This window comes from Streptomyces sp. NPDC052079, from assembly GCF_040680275.1.
GTDB lineage: Bacteria > Actinomycetota > Actinomycetes > Streptomycetales > Streptomycetaceae > Streptomyces.
This window is the reverse complement of record NZ_JBFAWL010000006.1, coordinates 1-18,088: the sequence shown is the minus strand read 5'-3', so window position 1 is coordinate 18,088 and position 18,088 is coordinate 1. Positions and strand designations below refer to the sequence as shown.

Annotated in this window: 12 protein-coding genes; 7 read left to right on the top strand and 5 right to left on the bottom strand. The window is 71.9% G+C overall.

What is annotated here, in order from left to right; all coding sequences use genetic code 11:
• Positions 1-135: 135 nt before the first annotated feature.
• The 4 genes from AB0L56_RS12460 to AB0L56_RS12445 form a co-directional block, all read right to left on the bottom strand.
• Positions 136-744 carry an ATP-binding protein gene (locus AB0L56_RS12460; protein ID WP_365422149.1) on the bottom strand — a complete coding sequence of 203 codons (609 nt, stop codon included), beginning with the start codon at positions 742-744 and terminating at the stop codon, positions 136-138.
• A 179-nt stretch (positions 745-923) separates the two neighbouring features.
• Complete coding sequence (locus AB0L56_RS12455; protein WP_361024957.1) at positions 924-1,691, bottom strand: enoyl-CoA hydratase-related protein; 768 nt, start codon at positions 1,689-1,691, stop codon at positions 924-926.
• Positions 1,692-1,748: 57 nt separating this feature from the next.
• Positions 1,749-2,990 (bottom strand): Ig-like domain-containing protein, encoded by a 1,242-nt coding sequence (locus AB0L56_RS12450; RefSeq protein WP_365422145.1) that lies wholly within the window; start codon positions 2,988-2,990, stop codon positions 1,749-1,751.
• Between the two features lie 149 nt (positions 2,991-3,139).
• On the bottom strand, positions 3,140-4,366 hold the full coding sequence (locus AB0L56_RS12445) for an Ig-like domain-containing protein (RefSeq protein ID WP_365422142.1): 1,227 nt from the start codon (positions 4,364-4,366) through the stop codon (positions 3,140-3,142).
• Between the two features lie 187 nt (positions 4,367-4,553).
• Here AB0L56_RS12445 and glgX point away from each other — a divergent pair, with 187 nt between their 5' ends.
• From glgX to AB0L56_RS12420, 5 genes are all read left to right on the top strand, one after another.
• Positions 4,554-6,806 (top strand): glycogen debranching protein GlgX, encoded by a 2,253-nt coding sequence (glgX, locus tag AB0L56_RS12440; RefSeq protein WP_365422139.1) that lies wholly within the window; start codon positions 4,554-4,556, stop codon positions 6,804-6,806.
• A 142-nt stretch (positions 6,807-6,948) separates the two neighbouring features.
• Positions 6,949-8,979 carry an ABC transporter ATP-binding protein gene (locus AB0L56_RS12435; RefSeq protein WP_365422136.1) on the top strand — a complete coding sequence of 677 codons (2,031 nt, stop codon included), beginning with the start codon at positions 6,949-6,951 and terminating at the stop codon, positions 8,977-8,979.
• A complete protein-coding gene (locus tag AB0L56_RS12430) occupies positions 8,976-10,826 on the top strand; it encodes an ABC transporter ATP-binding protein (protein WP_365422134.1) in 1,851 nt (616 codons plus the stop codon). Before AB0L56_RS12435 ends, AB0L56_RS12430 begins: the two co-directional genes overlap by 4 nt.
• 33 nt (positions 10,827-10,859) lie before the next feature.
• Positions 10,860-12,569 carry an ABC transporter ATP-binding protein gene (locus AB0L56_RS12425; protein WP_365422131.1) on the top strand — a complete coding sequence of 570 codons (1,710 nt, stop codon included), beginning with the start codon at positions 10,860-10,862 and terminating at the stop codon, positions 12,567-12,569.
• Positions 12,566-14,350, top strand: a complete 1,785-nt coding sequence (locus AB0L56_RS12420) for an ABC transporter ATP-binding protein (protein ID WP_365422128.1) — start codon at positions 12,566-12,568, stop codon at positions 14,348-14,350. Before AB0L56_RS12425 ends, AB0L56_RS12420 begins: the two co-directional genes overlap by 4 nt.
• A 23-nt stretch (positions 14,351-14,373) precedes the next feature.
• Here the strand turns inward: AB0L56_RS12420 and AB0L56_RS12415 are convergent, their stop codons facing one another.
• Positions 14,374-14,535, bottom strand: coding sequence for a hypothetical protein (locus tag AB0L56_RS12415; protein ID WP_365422125.1), 162 nt, complete (start codon positions 14,533-14,535; stop codon positions 14,374-14,376).
• Between the two features lie 574 nt (positions 14,536-15,109).
• Between AB0L56_RS12415 and AB0L56_RS12410 the strand changes: the two genes are divergently transcribed.
• Both AB0L56_RS12410 and AB0L56_RS12405 read left to right on the top strand, forming a co-directional pair.
• A complete protein-coding gene (locus tag AB0L56_RS12410; protein WP_365422122.1) occupies positions 15,110-17,152 on the top strand; it encodes a M4 family metallopeptidase in 2,043 nt (680 codons plus the stop codon).
• Positions 17,153-17,226: 74 nt separating this feature from the next.
• Positions 17,227-17,748 (top strand): DUF1990 domain-containing protein, encoded by a 522-nt coding sequence (locus tag AB0L56_RS12405; protein WP_365422119.1) that lies wholly within the window; start codon positions 17,227-17,229, stop codon positions 17,746-17,748.
• The last annotated feature ends 340 nt before the right edge of the window (positions 17,749-18,088 follow it).

Sequence of the window (18,088 nt, the reverse complement as noted above, 5' to 3'; positions counted from 1 at the left end):
GCTCGAGCGGGGGGACCCCCATCGCCCTGGGGGTACCTCCCAGGCCTTTAAGGCACTGGGGGAGGCACGACTGCCCGCAGCTGGGCCCTGCTCCCGGCGGGGCGGCTGCCCGCAGCTGCGGGGGGGGGCGCGCAGCTAGCGGTCTGTTGTGCGGAGTTCGAACCAGGTGGTTTTGCCTCGGGGGAGGAGGTCGACGCCCCAGCGGTCGGCTAGTTTGTCGACGAGGAAGAGGCCGCGGCCGCTGATGTCCAGGTCCTGGACCGGCATGAGACAGGGCAGTCCGCGGGAGGGGTCACGGACCTCGACGCGGATCCAGCCGCGCCGGTGGCGCATGCGGAGGCCGAAGACCCGGGCCCCGGTGTGGCGTACGGCGTTGCCGACGAGTTCGGAGACGAGCAGGACGGCGTCCTCGGTGGTTCTGGCGGTCAGACCCCAGTGGCGCAGGACGACGATCTGGACGAGCCGGCGTGCGGTGGCGGCGGACTCGGGACGGGACGGCAGCGGAACCTCCGCCTCCGTGGGGTCGCCGAACAACTCCAGTGCCTCGAGGGCCCGTTCGTCCTCGACCGTCGGCGACCAGCGCGACGCGGTCACGCGTCCGTCTCCCCGCGGCTGTTCCCTGCCATCCAGCCCCGCCATGCCCCCATCATGGCCGTCCAAGGGGTCCTCCGGGGCCGTTCCGGGGGAATACGCCCCCTGTGCGCCCCCGCCCGACACCGGGCCCCCGGCATATGCGGATGGCACTTCGGCGTCGCCGGAAGCCCGTCCTACCTGCGGAAACGGCTCGCTCTCAGGCAATCGACGGGCTCCCTCGACACGAACGGCTTAAGGGTGCATCAAGGCTCCCATAATCCGCCCCATCGAGGGACCCACATCAGACATCGCGTCAATTGCAAGAGGGCAGAGAGGATTTCAGGGGGTCGTCAGAGGAACTTCGCCTTGCCGGGGCCCTCCTCGACGAAGCTGCGCATCCCGCGTTCCCGGTCCTCCGTGGCGAACAGGCCCGCGAACCAGTTGCGTTCGACGGCGAGGCCGGTGTCGATGTCCGTCTCCAGCCCGGTGTCGATCGACTCCTTGGCCGCGCGCAGCGCGATCGCCGGGCCCTGGGCCAGCTTCGCCGCCCAGGCGTGCGCCTGCGCGTAGACCTCGTCGGCGGGGACCACGCGGTCCACCAGGCCGAGGGTGAGCGCCTCGTCGGCCCGGACCTGGCGGCCGGTGAAGATGAGGTCCTTGGCCTTGGACGGGCCGATCAGCCGGGCCAGCCGCTGGGTGCCGCCCGCGCCCGGGATCAGGCCGAGCAGAATCTCAGGCTGGCCGAGCTTGGCGTTGTCCCCGGCGATGCGGTAGTCGGCGCAGAGCGCGAGCTCGCAGCCCCCGCCGAGCGCGTAGCCGGTGACGGCGGCCACGACGGGCTTGGGGATGCGGGCCACGGCGGTGAAGGAGTCCTGCAGGGCCCGGGACCGCGCGATCATCGCCGCGTGGTCCATGGCCTGCATCTCCTTGATGTCCGCCCCGGCCGCGAACACCTTCTCGCCGCCGTAGATCACCACGGCGCGCACGTCCTCGCGGCGCGTGGCCTCCTCGGCGAGTTCCTTCAGACGGTCCTGCGTGGCGACGTCCAGCGCGTTCATGGGCGGCCGGTCCAGCCGCAGCGTGCCGACGCCTTCGGCGACTTCGAGATGTACGGTCATGGCAGCAGGTTAACGGCCACTAACGACGTCGGCGAAGGTGCTGTCGGTCACCCCGGGTTACTCCTTCCACTTCTCCCAGGGCATGTTCCAGCCGTTGAGGCCGTTGTCCGGGGCGACGGTGGCGTCGTTGGAGTTCTTGACGATCACCACGTCGCCGATCATGGAGTTCTGGAAGAACCAGGCGCCCGGCGCCTTCTTGTCCCAGCCGCCGCGCACGTCGCGCAGGCCTATGCAGCCGTGGCTGGCGTTGTAGTTGCCGAAGGCGCCGCCGCCCCAGTAGTTGCCGTGCAGGAAGGTGCCGGAGGTGGTCAGGCGCATGGCGTGCGGGACGTCCTTGATGTCGTACTCGCCGCCGTAGCCGACCGTCTCGCCGTTCATCCGGGTCACCTTCAGCCGCTCGCTGATGACCATCTCGCCGTTCCAGGTCTCCATGCCGGCCTTGCCGGTGGTGACCGGGATGGTCTTGATGACCTTGCCGTCCCGCTCCACCTTCATCGTGAGCTTCTTGGCGTCGACGACGGAGACCTGCCTGCGCCCGATGGTGAAGGAGACGGTCTTGTCCTGCTCGCCGTACACGCCCTCGCGGCCCTCGACGCCGTCGAGGTTGAGGTGGACGGTGACCTTGGTGCCGGCCTTCCAGTACTTCTCCGGGCGGAAGTCGAGGCGGTCGTTGCCGAACCAGTGGCCCTCGACCTCGACGGCCGGCTCCGTGGTGATGCGGATGGCCTTCTCGACGTCCTCCGGATTGGTGATGCCCCGGGTGAAGCGCAGCGAGAACGGCATGCCGACGCCGACCTTGGAGCCGTCCTCAGGAGTGAAGGTGCCGATGAAGGTGTTCTTCGGCGTCAGGGTGGTGAAGCTGGAGTCCTTGGCGGCGCTGCGGCCCTCGGAGTCCTTGGCGACCGCGTGCACCGTGTACTTGGTGGAGGCGGCCAGGTGGGTGGACGGCGTCCAGGAGGCGCCGTCCGCGGATATCTCACCCTCGATCCTGTCGCCGCCGGGGTCCTTGACGACGACCTCGGTCAGCTTGCCCTTGTCGGCGTCGACCTTCAGCGCGCCGGTGGTGTTGACGGACTTGGCGCCGTCCTTGGGCGCGATGCCGATCACGGCCTGCGACTGCTTGCTCCGCGCCGCGGTGGAGTCCTTGCCCTTGCCGTCCCCCGACCCGGATCCCGAATCCGACCCTCCGCCGCCGCAGGCGGTGACCGCCAGCATCACACCGAGCGCGAGCGCCGCGAGCTTCCTGCCGCCTCGCCTGCGCACGCCAACCGAAGCCCCCGATATCGGCGCCACGTTCACTTGTTTTCTCCCCTCGGCGGGTCTGGCCCGACCCGCGCCCCCGCGCCCCTCGCGCACAGGACGGATGGTAACCACAGGCCAGAGGCGTTCGAGGCGGCGGAATTGTCACCGTTCCGTTCCAACTTCAACGGCCCGCCCGAGGGTTCGGATCAGCGCTGCTTCACCGCGCCGCCCGCCTTCCATTCCTTCCAGTTCATGTTCCAGCCGCCGAGGCCGTTGTCCGGCGCGACTTTCCTGTCCTTGCTGTGGACGACCTCGACGACGTCGCCGATGAGGCTGCGGTCGAAGAACCAGCCCGCCGGGGTGTCGGCGCCGCCGCCCTTCACATCGCGCAGGCCGATGCAGCCGTGGCTGACGTTGCTGCTGCCGAAGACATCGGGCTCGGCCCAGTAGTTGCCGTGCAGGAACGTGCCGGAGCTGGTCAGGCGGATGGCGTGCGGGACGTCGGGGATGTCGTACTCGCCGCCGAAGCCGACCGTGCGGCTGTTCATGCGGGTCACCTCGAGCATCTCGGTGATGACCATTTTCCCGTTGTACGTGGGGGTCTTCTTCGCTCCCGCCGTGATGGGCACGGTGGTCAGCAGCTCCCCGTCCCGCCGTACGCGCAGGGTCTGCGCGGCGGCGTCGACCACCGACACCTGGCTGCGGCCGACGGTGAAGGTGAAGGTGCGGTGCTGAAGGCCGTAGACGCCGGGTGCGCCCTCGACGTCGCGCAGGTTCAGGTCGACGGTGACCTTGGTGCCCGGCTTCCAGTAGCGCTCGGGGCGGAAGTCCAGACGCGAGTCGCCGAACCAGTGCGGGCGGATCTCGACGGCCGGGCGGGCGGTGACGCGGACGGCCCGTTCGACGGCCGCCCGGTGGGTGATCTTCCGGTTGAACTCCAGGGAGACGATCATGCCGGTGCCGACGGTGGAGCGGTCCTCCGGCGCCACGTAGCCGATGAAGCGTTCCTCCGGGACATAGGTGGTGAAGGTGGTGTGCCGGGCGGAGCGGCGGCCCTCGCCGTCCACGGCCACCGCGTCCACGGTGTACTTCGCGGCGAGCGCCAGCCGGTCGTCGTCGGGCTTCCAGGTCAGCCCGTCGGCGGAGATGCGGCCCGGGACCGGCGACTCCCGCGCGTCCTGGGACGCGACGACCTCCACCGATTCCAGCCGCCCTTCCGGCACCCGTACCCGCAGCTTGGAGTCGGGGCGCACGTCCTTGCGGCCGTCGGCCGGCGCCACCCGGATGACGTCCCCGCGGCCCGGAGGTCCGAACGCCCCCTCGATGGGGCCGCCCGCGGTACACCCGGCGGCTCCGGTCAGCAGTCCTGCCCATGTCAGTACGACGGCCAGTGCGGCCCTCGCGCGCCGTGCGCGCCCTTGTACGTGCCTCACGCGGTACCCAACGACGGGCCTCGCCTCCGGGAAACGACCATGCCGCCCCCCGGGGAAACGTGAGTGCGAGGCAGGCTTTGGGCAGAACTGTGGGAGGACGACGCGCCGGGGAGCCATGGCCGGGCCGCTGAACGGGCCGTACACCCCTGTCCGCCGCCGTCCTCCACGAGCCGCGGGAGGCTGACAGGTGTCCAGCGCAGCCGAGCAGGAGGCGGTGGCCGGAGAGCGGGCCACCGGGGACGGGCGCCCGGCCGCCGTCGTGAACGGCTCGCGGCCGGCGCCGCCCGTGCCCACGGTGCCCGTGCGGCCGGGCCGGGCGACGCCGCTGGGCGCCCGGTTCCGGGTGGGCCCGGACGGGGTGGCGGGGACCAACTTCGCGTTGTGGGCGGGCGGTGCGGAGGGTGTCGAGCTGTGTCTGTTCGACGAGCGCGGCAAGGAGAGCAGGGCCCGGCTCACCGAGCTGACGCACGGGATCTGGCACGGCTTCGTCCCGGGGGTGCGGCCCGGGCAGCGCTACGGCTACCGGGTGCACGGCCGCTGGGACCCGTGGACCGGCGCTCGCTGGAATCCGGCGAAGCTGCTGCTCGATCCGTACGCCCGCGCGGTGGACGGAGACTTCCGGCTGCCGGGAGAGGTGTACGGGCATGTCCGGGACTGGCCGGAGCAGCATGTCGCGGACACCGTGCGCGACGACCGGGACTCCGCGCCGTACGTCCCCAAGGGTGTGGTCGTCCACGATGACGACGACTGGGCGGACGACCGCCGGCCGAAGACCCCGTGGGCGGACTCGGTGATCTACGAACTGCATGTCAAGGGGTTCACGCAGCGGCATCCCGGCATACCCGAGGAGCTGCGCGGCACCTACGCGGGGCTGGCGCACCCCGCGGCGATCGGGCATCTGACCCGGCTCGGGGTCACGGCCGTGGAGCTGCTGCCGGTGCACCAGTTCGCCCACGAGGACCATCTGCTGCGCCGGGGGCTGCGCAACTACTGGGGCTACAACTCCATCGGCTACTTCGCCCCGCACGCCGGCTACGCGGCCTCCGGGACGACCGGGCAGCAGGTCGGCGAGTTCAAGCGGATGGTGCGGGCCCTGCACGCGGCCGGGATCGAGGTGATCCTCGACGTGGTGTACAACCACACGGCGGAGGCGGGCGAGCTGGGCCCCACCCTGTCCCTGAAGGGCATCGACAACCGCGGCTACTACCGTCTCCAGCCGGACGCCCGCAGGTACGCCGACTACACGGGCTGCGGCAACACCCTGCACGTCGTCCAGCCGCACGTGCTGCGGCTGATCACGGACTCGCTGCGCTACTGGGTGACGGAGATGGGCGTCGACGGCTTCCGCTTCGACCTGGCGGCCGCGCTGGCCCGCTCGATGCACGACGTCGACATGCTGTCGCCGTTCCTCGCGGTGATCGCGCAGGACCCGGTGCTGCGCCGGGTGAAGCTGATCGCCGAGCCGTGGGACGTCGGCTCCGGCGGCTACCAGGTGGGGGCGTTCCCGCCGCTGTGGACGGAGTGGAACGACCGGTACCGCGACACCGTGCGGGACTTCTGGCGCCACGCGCTGCCGGATGTGCGGGAGATGGGCTACCGGCTGTCCGGGTCGAGCGACCTGTACGCCTGGGGCGGGCGGCGGCCGTACGCCTCGGTCAACTTCGTCACCGCGCACGACGGTTTCACCCTGCGGGACCTGGTGTCGTACGACCGCAAGCACAACGAGGCCAACGGCGAGGGCAACCGGGACGGCTCGGACCACAACCGGTCGTGGAACTGCGGCGCGGAGGGAGAGACGGAGGACGAGGAGATCCGGGCCCTGCGGCGGCGGCAGCTGCGCAACCTGCTGACGACGCTGCTGCTGTCGACGGGCGTGCCGATGCTGGTCGCCGGCGACGAGATGGGCCGCACCCAGCGCGGCAACAACAACGCCTACTGCCAGGACAACGAGATCGGCTGGGTGGACTGGAGCCTGCTGGACGACCCTCGGTGGCGGTCCCTGTTCGAGCTGACCTCCCGCCTGATCGCCCTGCGCCACCGGCACCCGGTGCTGCGCCGCCGTTCCTTCTTCTCCGGCCGGGCGCACTCCGCGGACGGGCTGCGCGACCTGGCCTGGTTCACTCCGCAGGGCACGGAGATGACCGAGGGCGACTGGTACGCGCCGGCCGCCACGCTCGGCATGTACCTCTCCGGCCGGGACATCCCGGGACGCGACGAGCAGGGGGCGCCGGTCCTCGACGACAGCTTCCTGGCCGTTCTGCACGCGGGTGAGGAGCCGGTGGAGTTCGCGCTCCCGGGAGCGCCCTGGGCGCGGCGGTACGAGGTGGTCGTCGACACCGCGCGGGAGGAGCAGGAGGGGGCTCCGGGTGCGGAGCGCCGCGCGGGGACACGGATCACGGTGCCGGGACGGTCGGTGCTGCTGCTGCGGGTGCGGCCCTGAGTTCGGCGTCGCCGCGCGGGTACAGGGGTACGACCCCGGTCGGCGGGCCCGGTGTCCGCGCAGGTCGTAGGACCAGCGGACGAGTGCGGTCGGGCCAAAACTCGGTGGGCAGTGTCAGTGGCGATCCGTAGGCTCGCTGCTGATGCCCACGACACCTCATCCCCCGGAACCCCGCTCCGCCGTGCGTACGCTGCTGCGGCTGTGGCCGTATGTGCGGCCCGTGCGGGCGCGGTTGTTCACCGCCGCGTTCATCGCGATCGTCGCCTCCTGCATCGGGCTGGTCATCCCCCTGGTCCTGAAGTGGATGGTGGACGGCCCGGTCGCCGACCGGGATCCGGCCGGGGTGTGGCTGGGCGCGCTGTACCTGCTGCTGCTCGGGCTCGCGGAAGCGCTGCTGTTCGGGTTCCGGCGGTGGCTCGTGGCCCGTCCGCTGTCGCATGTCGAGGCGGAGATGCGGGCGGATCTGTACCGGCATCTGCAGCGGCTGCCGGTCGCCTTCCACGACCGGTGGCCCTCGGGGCAGTTGCTGTCGCGGGCCACCACGGATCTGATGCTGCTGCGCATGTTCCTGGCGTTTCCGTTGACGTTCTTGCTGGTCAACGGGGTGACGATCCTGGTCGGTGTGATCATTATGCTGGTTCAGGACTGGGCGCTGGGGCTGGTCATCCTGATCCCGGCCGTGCCGGTGCTGATCACCTGCGCGGTGTTCGAGAAGCGGTACTCCGCTGCGGCCCGGCGGGCGCAGGACCAGGTGGGCGATCTGACGACGGTGGTCGAGGAGAGTGTGCTCGGCATCCGGATCATCAAGGGGTTCGGCCGGCACCGCAGTCAGGCGCGGGCGTTCCGGGAGCTGTCGGGCAGGCTGCGGGGGACGGAGCTGCACAAGGCGCGGCTGCTGGCGACGATCCTGGGCGTCATCGTGACGCTGCCGGAGGTGGCGATCGGGGCGGCGCTGGTGCTGGGGGCCGTGCAGGTGGCGGACGGGTCGCTGTCCGCGGGGACGTTGGTGGCGTTCCTGTCCACGGCGCTGGCGCTGCGGTGGCCGGTGGACTCGATCGGGTTCCTGCTGGCGATGAGCCAGGAGGCGGCGACGGCGACGGAACGGTACTTCGAGGTGATGGACGCGGAGCCGGAGTCCCCGCGAGCTGCGGGCAGTCGTGCCACTGGGGCGATGGGGGTCCCCCCGCTCGAGCGAAGCCGAGAGTGGGGGAGGGTGGGCGCAGCGGCACCTCGTAACGCCGAGCGGCGTGTCGACCCCCCGGACGAGTCGCGCAACCCGGCGCTTGCAGGGTGCCGTCCGCGCCCACCCGTGCCGCCCAAGCGGCACGACTGCCCGCGGGATGGCGGGCTTGGCGGGCCCGGCGACGGCGGGCACGGCGGGCTTGGCGGGCCCGGCGACGGCGGGCCCGGCGACGGCGGGCTTGGCGGGCTTGTGTTTCACGGCGTCAGGTTTCGGTACCCCGATGCGTCCCCCGACTCGCCGCCCGTGCTGGACGGGATTGATTTGCACATCCGGCGTGGGGAGTCGCTCGCGCTGGTCGGGGCCACCGGGAGTGGGAAGACCACGCTCACCGCTCTCGTGCCGCGGTTGCATGAGGTGACGTCCGGGCGGATCACCCTGGACGGGACCGACATCGCGGAGATGTCCCGGGAGGAGCTGCGCTCCCGCGTCGCCGTCGCCTTCGAGGAGCCCACGCTGTTCTCGGCGAGCGTCGGCGAGAACGTACTGATGGGCGGCGGAGCGGGAGCGGACGACCTCGGCCGGGCGCTCGCCGTCGCCCAGGCCGACTTCGCGCACGCCCTGCCGCAGGGTGTGGACACCCAGGTCGGCGAACAGGGCCTCAGCCTCTCCGGCGGCCAGCGCCAGCGCCTCGCGCTGGCCCGCGCCGTGGTCGGACGCCCCGACTTCCTGGTCCTGGACGACCCTCTGTCCGCGCTGGACGTGCACACGGAGGCAGCGGTGGAGGCCGCCCTGCGCCGGGTGCTCGCGGACACCACCGCCCTCATCGTGGCGCACCGGCCCTCCACGGTCCTCCTCGCCGACCGCGTCGCCCTGCTCTCCGGCGGCCGGATCACCGCGGTCGGCACGCACCATGAACTGCTGCGCACCCACCCCGAGTACGCCCACCTCATGTCGGGCGATCCGGCGGGAGAACAGGAGTACCAGCGATGACGGCGGCCACCACCGCACCGGTCCGGGACGAGGACGACGACCGGGCACCACAGTCCGGCGACCCCTTCGACAACGACCAGCTGCCCACTCCCCCGGGCGCCACCGGCACACTGCTGCGTTCCCTGCTCGCGCCGATGCGGGGCAGGGTCGCCGTCACCGCGCTGTTGCTGCTGCTGCAGCAGGCGGCGGTGCAGGCCGGCCCGCTGCTGGTGGCGTACGCGATCGACCGGGCCGTGCCCGCCTTCCGCGGCGACGACAACGGGCCGCTGATCGCGGTGGCGGTGGGCTATCTGCTGTGTGCGGTGGCGGCCGGGGCGCTGCAGTACGCGTTCGTCATGGCGTCCGCCCGGGTCAGCCAGGACGTCCTGCTCGATCTGCGCGGCCGTATCTTCCGCCACGCCCAGGAGCTCAGCGTCGACTTCCACGAGCGCTACACCTCGGGCCGGCTGATCTCCCGTTCCACCACCGACGTCGAGTCGCTGCGGGAGCTGCTGGAGGAGGGCCTGCAGGAGCTGGTGATGGTCATCCTGTCGGCCGTCTACATCTCGGTGCTGCTGCTCTGGCTGGATCTCGGCCTGGGTGCCGTCGCGGTGGCGTCCTTCGTACCGCTGTATCTGCTCGTCCGGTCCTACCGGCGGCGGGCGGCACGGGTGTACCGGAAGCGGTCGACGGCCATCGCCGCGGTGATCGTGAAGTTCGTCGAGACGATGAACGGCATCCGGCCGGTGCGCGCCTTCCGCCGGGAGGACGCGAACGACGCCGACTTCGCGGTGCTGAACCGGCGGCACGAACGGACCAACGGCGACGCGCTGCTGGAGATGGCCCGCTATGTGGTCGGCTCGCGCATTACGGCGAACACCACGGTGGCGCTGATCGTGCTGTGGGGCGCCTTCCGGGTGGCGGACGGGTCGCTGGAACTCGGCGTGCTGGCGGCGGCGGTGCTGTATCTGCGGCGGCTGTACGACCCGGTCGACCGGCTCGGCATGTTCCTCAACTCCTACCAGTCGGCGGCGGCCTCGCTGGAGAAGATCGCCGGTCTGCTGGCGCAGACCCCCTCGGTGCCGGAACCGGCCTCCCCCCGGGGGCTCCCCGAGCGGCGCCCCGGGCTCCCCGGCCGCGACGTCGTCTTCGCCGGCGTCCGTTTCGCGTACCGCACCGGCGGCGAGGTGCTCCCCCGCTTCGACCTCACCCTCCCGGCCGGACAGACCGTCGCGGTCGTCGGCTCGACCGGCGCGGGCAAGTCGACGCTGGCCAAGCTGCTCGCCCGGTTCTACGACCCCACCGACGGCCGGGTGCTGCTCGACGGCGTGGACCTGCGCGACCTGACGGGACGCGGTCTGCGGCGCGAGGTGGTGATGGTGACCCAGGAGGCGTTCCTGTTCTCCGGGACGGTCGCGGAGAACATCGCCCTCGGACGGCCGGACGCCACCCGCGCGGAGATCGAGCAGGCGGCGAAGGAGATCGGCGCGCACGACTTCATCGCCGCCCTGCCCGACGGCTACGACACCGACGTCCGCAAGCGCGGCGGCCGCATCTCGGCCGGCCAGCGCCAGCTGGTCTCCTTCGCCCGCGCGTTGCTGGCCGACCCGGCCGTCCTCATCCTGGACGAGGCGACCAGTTCCCTGGACGTCCCCGGCGAACGGGCGGTGCAGCGCGCGATGGCGACGGTGCTGAAGGGACGTACGGCGGTGGTGATCGCCCACCGTCTGTCGACCGTCGAGATCGCGGACCGGGTCCTGGTCATGGAGCAGGGACGGATCGTGGAGGACGGCAGCCCGTCCGAACTCATCGACCGCACCGGCAGGTTCGCCGACCTGCACCGGGCGTGGCGGGACAGTCTGGCGTAGCGGGAAGGACGGGGTACGGGGGAGAGTGAGCGCATGATCGACGCGTACGAGGACCCCGGCACGCCCGACTGCCGGAGCGGGACCCGGTATCTGTGGTGGCTGGTGCGGCGGCAGCCGGGGCGGTGTGCGGCGGGGGCGGTGTTCGGCAGTGTGTGGATGGTGGGTCTTGCGGCGACGCCGTATCTGATGGCGCGGGCGGTGGACGACGGGTTGGCGCCCGGTGACATGGGGGCGCTGGCGCTGTGGTCCGGGGTGCTGCTCGCGGTGTGCGGGTTCAACGCGTGGCTGGGCATCATGCGGCACCGCACGATGACGCGGGTGCGGATGGACGGCAACTTCCGCACGGTGAAGGTGGTGGTCGGGCAGACGGTGCGGCTGGGTGCCTCGCTGGAGCGGCGGACGGGGGCCGGGGAGGTCGTCACCATCGGGGTGGGCGATGTGCAGGTGATCGCCCAGTCGCTGTCGGTCGTCGGGCCGGGAATCGGCGCGGTGGTGGCGTACGCGGTGGTGGCGGGGCTGCTGTTGTCGGTGTCGCCGCTGCCGGCGGTGGTGGTGCTGCTCGGGGTGCCGGTGATCGGCCTCGTCGTGGGGCCGCTGGCGGGGCGGTTACGGGGGACCGAGACGGAGTACCGGGAACGCCAGGGTGTGCTGACGGCACGGATCGGTGATCTGGCGGGCGGGCTGCGGGTGTTGAGTGGGCTCGGCGGGAAGAGCCTGGTCTCCGACGCGTTCCGCCGGGACTCGGGGCGGCTGCGGGAGCAGGGGTACCGGGTCGGTGCGGTGACCAGCTGGATCCAGGCGCTCGCGGCGGGGCTGCCTACGCTGTTTCTCGCGGGGGTGACCTGGATCTCGGCGCGGCTGGCCGCGCAGGGTGAGATCACGGTGGGCGAGCTGGTGTCGGTGTACGGCTATGTGGCCGTACTGGTGTGGCCGGTGATGTTCCTCATCGAGTGCGGATACCAGCTGAGCCGCGGTGTGGTGGCCGGGCGGCGGGTCGCGGCGCTGCTGCGGCTGGAGCCGCCGGCCGAGGCCGCCACCGCCGACCCGCCGGCCGAGCCCTCCGCGCTGTACGACCCGGAGTCCGGGGTGCGGGTGCTGCCGGGCCGGCTGACCGCGCTCGCCGCCACGCGTCCCGCCGACGCGTTCGCCGTGGTCGACCGCCTCGGCCGGTACACGCCCTCGGCGGCCACCTGGGGCGGGGTGCCGCTGGACGAGATCGCGCTGGCCCGGGTGCGGGAGCGGATCCTGGTCGCCGACCCCGAGGCCGACCTGTTCACCGGTCCGCTGCGGGAGGTGGTGGCCGGGCGCGGGGATCCGTCCGACGAGGACGTGCTGCGCGCGCTGCACGCGGCCGCCGCCGACGACGTCGTACAGGGGCTGCCCGACGGGCTCGCCTCGACCGTGTCCGCGCAGGGCCGCAGCCTCTCCGGCGGCCAGCGGCAACGGGTGCGGTGGGCGCGGGCGTTGCTGACCGACCCGGAGGTGCTGCTGGCGGTGGAGCCCACCTCGGCGCTCGACGCGCACACCGAGGCCACGGTCGCCGACCGGCTGCTCGAGGCCCGCAGGGGCCGTACGACGCTGCTGGCCACCACCTCGCCGCTGGTGCTCGCGCGCGCCGACGAGGTGGTCTTCCTGGTCGACGGGAAGGTCGCCGCCAGCGGCCGTCACCAGGGACTTCTCGACTACGAGCCCGGCTACCGGGACCTGGTGGCCAGGGACGCCGAAGGGGAGGCCGTGCGATGAGCGGGGAGCGTCTGCCCCTTGCCGGGCCCGTCGATGTGCGCCGGGCGGCTATGGGGCTGGTGCGGGCGGACCGGCGGGCCTTCGCCGGCGTGCTGGCGCTGAACGGGCTGGCGGCCGTGGCGGGACTGGCGGGGCCCTGGCTGCTGGGGCGGATCATCGACGAGGTGCGCGACGGGGGCGGTGTGGCGGCGGTGGACCGGCTGGCGCCGGTCATCGCGCTGTGCGCCGTCGCGCAGTTGCTGCTGTCCCGCTGGGCCCGGTACGTGGGGCACCGGTTCGGGGAGCGGACGCTGGCCCGGGTGCGGGAGCGGTTCGTGGACCGGGCGCTGGCGCTGCCCTCGTCGGTGGTGGAGCGGGCCGGTACGGGTGATCTGACGGCGCGGGGCACGGGGGACGTCACCACCGTGGGCACGACCCTGCGGGACGCGGGCCCCGCGCTGCTGGTCAACGCCGTGCAGTCGCTGTTCGTCATGGGCGCGGTGCTGGTGGTGGATCCGCTGCTGGGTGCGCTGGGGCTGCTCGGGCTGACGCCGATCTGGCTGGTGCTGCGCTGGTATCTGCGCCGGGCCCGCGACGCCTACCTGGCCGAGGGGGCGGCCAATTCGGACGTGGCGGAGATCGTCGCGGCGACGGCGGCGGGGGCCCGCACGGTGGAGGCGTTCGGGCTGGGGGAACGGCGCGTCCGGGCCTCTCGGGACGCGCTGGAGACCTCCCGGCGCACCCGATTCCACACGCTGTTCCTGCGCTCGGTGTTCTTCCCGGTGGTCGAGGTGTCGTACATCGTGCCGGTGGCCGGGGTGCTGCTGTTCGGCGGGTGGCTGCACCGGCAGGGGATGGTGAGTCTCGGGGCGGTGGTGGCGACCTCCCTGTATCTGCTGCAGCTGGCCGGGCCGCTGGACGAGGTGCTGATGCGGCTGGAGCAGTTGCAGGCCGGCGGCGCGTCCTTCGCCCGGGTGGAGGGCCTGGCGCGGGCGCCGCGCGCGGCGGAGCGGACGGACACTCCGGATCCGGCCGGCGACCGCATCGACGTGACCGGCGTGCGCTACGCCTACGACGGGGGCGGCGAGGTGCTGCGGGGCGTGGACCTGACTGTGACACCGGGTGAGCGGCTGGCGGTGGTGGGGCCGTCCGGTGCGGGCAAGACCACGCTGAGCCGGCTCATGGCGGGCGTGGACGCGCCGACCGCGGGGACGGTGACCGTGGGCGGGGTGCCGGTGGCCGGGCTCGACCCGGAGCGGCTGCGGCGGCAGGTGGTGCTGGTCACCCAGGAGCACCATGTGTTCCTCGGCTCGGTCCGCGACAATCTGCGGATCGCCGAACCGGCCGCCGGGGACGCACAGTTGTGGGCGGCGCTGGCCGTGGTCGGCGCCGACGCGTGGGTGCGGGAGCTGCCGGAGGGGCTGGACACCGAGCTGGGCGAGGGCGGCCATGCCACGGACGGCTCGCAGGCGCAGCAACTGGCGCTGGCGCGGGTGGTGCTGGCCGATCCGCACACGCTGATCCTCGACGAGGCCACCGCGCTGCTCGACCCGACGACCGCCCGGCACACCGAGCGGGCGCTGGCCGCCGTCCTTGAGGGCCGTACGGTCATCGCGGTCGCGCACCGGCTGCACACCGCGCACGACGCGGACCGGGTGGCCGTCATGGAGAACGGCCGCCTCACCGAACTCGGCACGCACGACGACCTGGTGGCGACCGGCGGCGTGTACGCGTCCCTGTGGCACTCCTGGCACGGCGACCGCCCTTCCGGCCCGTCGGGGGGTGCCCCCGTCGGCGGATGACCGGCAGCACTGCGCTTTCTGAGTCAGAAGGGTGGGTCTTCGGAGTAGCCGCCTGACCCGTCGGTCGCCCACCAGGAATCACGTTCCGCCTTGAGGCGGGCGTAACGCTTGCGGGCTGCGATGTCGTCCGCGTTCTCCAGGTCGCTGGTGTCGTGACTCTCGATCCGGCTGCGGCTGTTGGTCACAGGCGGAGGCTATAGCGTCTATGAGCCGGGCGTTTGAGCATCTTGATGCGATGCACGTGTCCTTCGACGGCGCCTGAGTTCCCGGGGCCAGTCGGCGAGGATCTTCGGGCCGGCCGCTTTGACGATGTGGTGGTCGGCGCCGGCCTCCAGCCCGCTGCTGGTTCTCCTGGATTCTGCGGCATCCTTCAGGCCGGTGCGGTTTCGGGCGCGGTGGGCGACCGGTCGTCGCGCTCGTCTTCGCGTTCGCCGGGTCGGTCGCGCTGTGGGCGGCGGTCCCCGTACCGCGGACGGCGGCCGGCTTCGTTGGTGTCATGCGCCGCGGCCTTGACCGTTCGTATACCGGACCCGGGCTCCCGGACAACGAACGATTTCTGGCCAAAGTTTTGACGCGCTCCTGACAGGAGCCGTGATCCCCTGCCACTCTTCCCACGGCCGCTGCACAGCAACCCCACAGCGCCTTCGCTCCCGCTGCCCGGCGGCCACGGCTCAGAGCACTTCCGTTCTGCCCGGGCGGCTCACCGCCGGCCGGTCTCCCCAGGCCGCGCGACCCGCGGCCGTGCAGAAGGAGTCCGCGTTGAGAACCAGGTCGTCCCACAGACGCACCCCCCACACCATGCACCGCCGCGCCGCCGTCGCCCTCGCCGGGGTGGCCGCGCTGATCGCCACGGCCGTGCAGTCCGGCAGCGCCGTCGCCGCCCCCGAGCAGACGCCGGCGGCCGCGAGCAAGGCGAAGCCGGGTTCCGAGTCGGTCAAGCTCACCCCCGCCCAGCGCGCCGCGCTGATCCGCGAGGCGAACGCCACCAAGGCGGAGACCGCCAAGGATCTCGGGCTGGGCGCGAAGGAGAAGCTCGTCGTCCGTGACGTGCTCAAGGACCGCGACGGCACCGTGCACGTCCGCTACGAACGCACCTACGACGGTCTGCCCGTCCTCGGCGGCGATCTCGTCGTCCAGGGCGACACGGCCGACGAGGCGGACAAGGTCGTGAAGGCGACCCGGGCCGCGGTGAAGCCCGCCACCACCGCCGCGACGGTGCCGGCCGCGAAGGCCGAGGCGCAAGCCCTGTCCGCCGCGAAGGGCGAGAAGGCCGAGGGCGCCGACGTCGACCGCGCCCCGCGCAAGGTGATCTGGGCGGCCGAGGGCAAGCCCGTTGTGGCGTACGAGACGGTCGTGGGCGGCCTCCAGCACGACGGCACCCCGCAGGAACTGCACGTCATCACGGACGCCACCACGGGCGAGAAGCTCTTCGAGTGGCAGGCCGTCCAGAACGGGACCGGCCACACCGTCTACAGCGGCACCGTCGACCTGACCACCACACAGTCCGGGTCGTCGTACAACCTCACCGACGGGGCGCGCGGCGGGCACAAGACGTACAACCTCAACCGCGGGACCTCCGGCACCGGCACGCTGTTCTCCGGCGCGGACGACGTCTGGGGCAACGGCAGCCCGTCCAACGCGGAGTCGGCCGGCGCCGACGCCCACTACGGCGCCGCGCTGACCTGGGACTACTACAAGAACGTGCACGGCCGCAGCGGCATCCGCGGTGACGGCGTGGGCGCCTACTCCCGCGTCCACTACGGCAACAACTACGTCAACGCCTTCTGGTCGGACAGCTGCTTCTGCATGACGTACGGCGACGGGTCGGGCAACGTCAACCCGCTCACCTCGATCGACGTCGCCGCGCACGAGATGACCCACGGTCTGACCTCGGTCACCGCCCGCCTGATCTACAGCGGCGAGTCCGGCGGCCTCAATGAGGCGACCAGCGACATCTTCGGCTCCACGGTCGAGTTCCACGCCAACAACTCCTCCGACGTCGGTGACTACCTCATCGGCGAGGAGATCGACATCAACGGCAACGGCACCCCGCTGCGCTACATGGACAGGCCGAGCAAGGACAGCCGGTCCAAGGACTCCTGGTACTCCGGCATCGGCAGCATCGACGTGCACTACTCGTCCGGGCCGGCCAACCATTTCTTCTACCTGCTCAGCGAGGGCAGCGGCACCAAGACCATCAACGGTGTCACCTACGACTCGCCCACCTCGGACGGCCTCCCGGTCACCGGCATCGGCCGCGCCAAGGCGGAGAAGATCTGGTTCCGCGCGCTGACCACCAAGTTCACCTCCACGACCAACTACGCGGGCGCCCGCACCGGCACCCTCGCGGCGACCGGTGAGCTGTACGGCACGGACAGCGCCGAGTACAAGGCGGTGCAGGACGCGTGGGCGGGCGTCAACGTCGGTTCGCGCTCCGGTGGCGGCGGCGGTGGCGGTACGTCCTTCGAGAACACCGCCGACGTGTCGATCCCGGACAACGGCGCCGCGGTGACCTCCTCGATCACCGTCACCGGACGGACGGGCAACGCGCCCTCCAACCTCCAGGTCGCGGTCGACATCGAGCACACCTGGAGCGGCGACCTGGTCGTCGACCTGGTGGCCCCGGACGGCACGGTGTACAACCTGCGCAACCGCACCGGCGGCTCCGCGGACGACGTCAAGGAGACGTTTACGGTCAACGCCTCGTCCGAGGCCGCCAACGGCACCTGGCAGCTGCGGGTGCAGGACCGGGCACGCTACGACACCGGTTACATCAGCGGCTGGAAGCTCACCTTCCCGTAAAACGGAGGCTCGAGCGATGTGCGCGGCGCCCCGCCTTTCCCGAAGGCGTGGGCGCCGCCCTACTCTTGGGTCTCATGTCTTCGGCGGACTTCACCTACGACCACGTCGGCGCGACCCGGGACCCCGGTTTCTGCCCTCCCGGCTTCCACCCCATGTCGGTGCGCACCCGGCTTGGCGAGGGCGAGGCCGTCTTCCGGCAGGCGGCGGAGGCGCTGTTCACCTGGGAACTGCACCGGGAGCTGGGGGTCGGCATCGACGTCACCGCCGAGCGGGCGGCCCCGGGCGTCGAGGTCACCGTCACCCTGGCCGGGGTGGTCAAGGCGCCCTGCCGGGTGGTGTGGACGGTGGAGGAACACCGCAGGGCGGGGTGGGCGTACGGCACGCTGGCCGGGCATCCGGAGAGCGGGGAGGAGGCGTTCGTGGTGGACCGCACGGGTGATGGGACGGTGTGGCTGACGGTGTCGGCGTTCAGCAGGCCGGCTCGCTGGTACGCCCGTGCGGGTGGTCCCGCGACGCGGGGGTTCCAGCATGCGTATGCCCGCCGCTGCGGGAAGGTGCTGCGGCGGCTGGCCAACCGGGGCATCGAACAGGACTGACGCCTGCGCAGCCTGCGGCACCCTTTCAGCTGCGCAACCTGCGGGCAGTGCCGCTCGGCCGGGACGGGTGGGCGCGCGCGGCACCCCTTCAGCTACGCAGCCTGCGGGCAGTCGTGCCGCTGGGGCGGTATCCCTTCAGCTGCGTAGCCTGCGGGCAGTCGTGCCTCCCCCAGTGCCTTAAGGGCAATGCCGTGTAGTTAGGGCCTGGGCTGATGTGTCAAGCAGGCTGAAACAGAGATGGAGCTCCTGCTAGAACCGTGTCGACCAAGATCACTGTTCAGCAGGAGCCCCATTGGACGCCAAGTCTGTCATTGCTCACGAGGTAGCGGTTGCCGCGGGT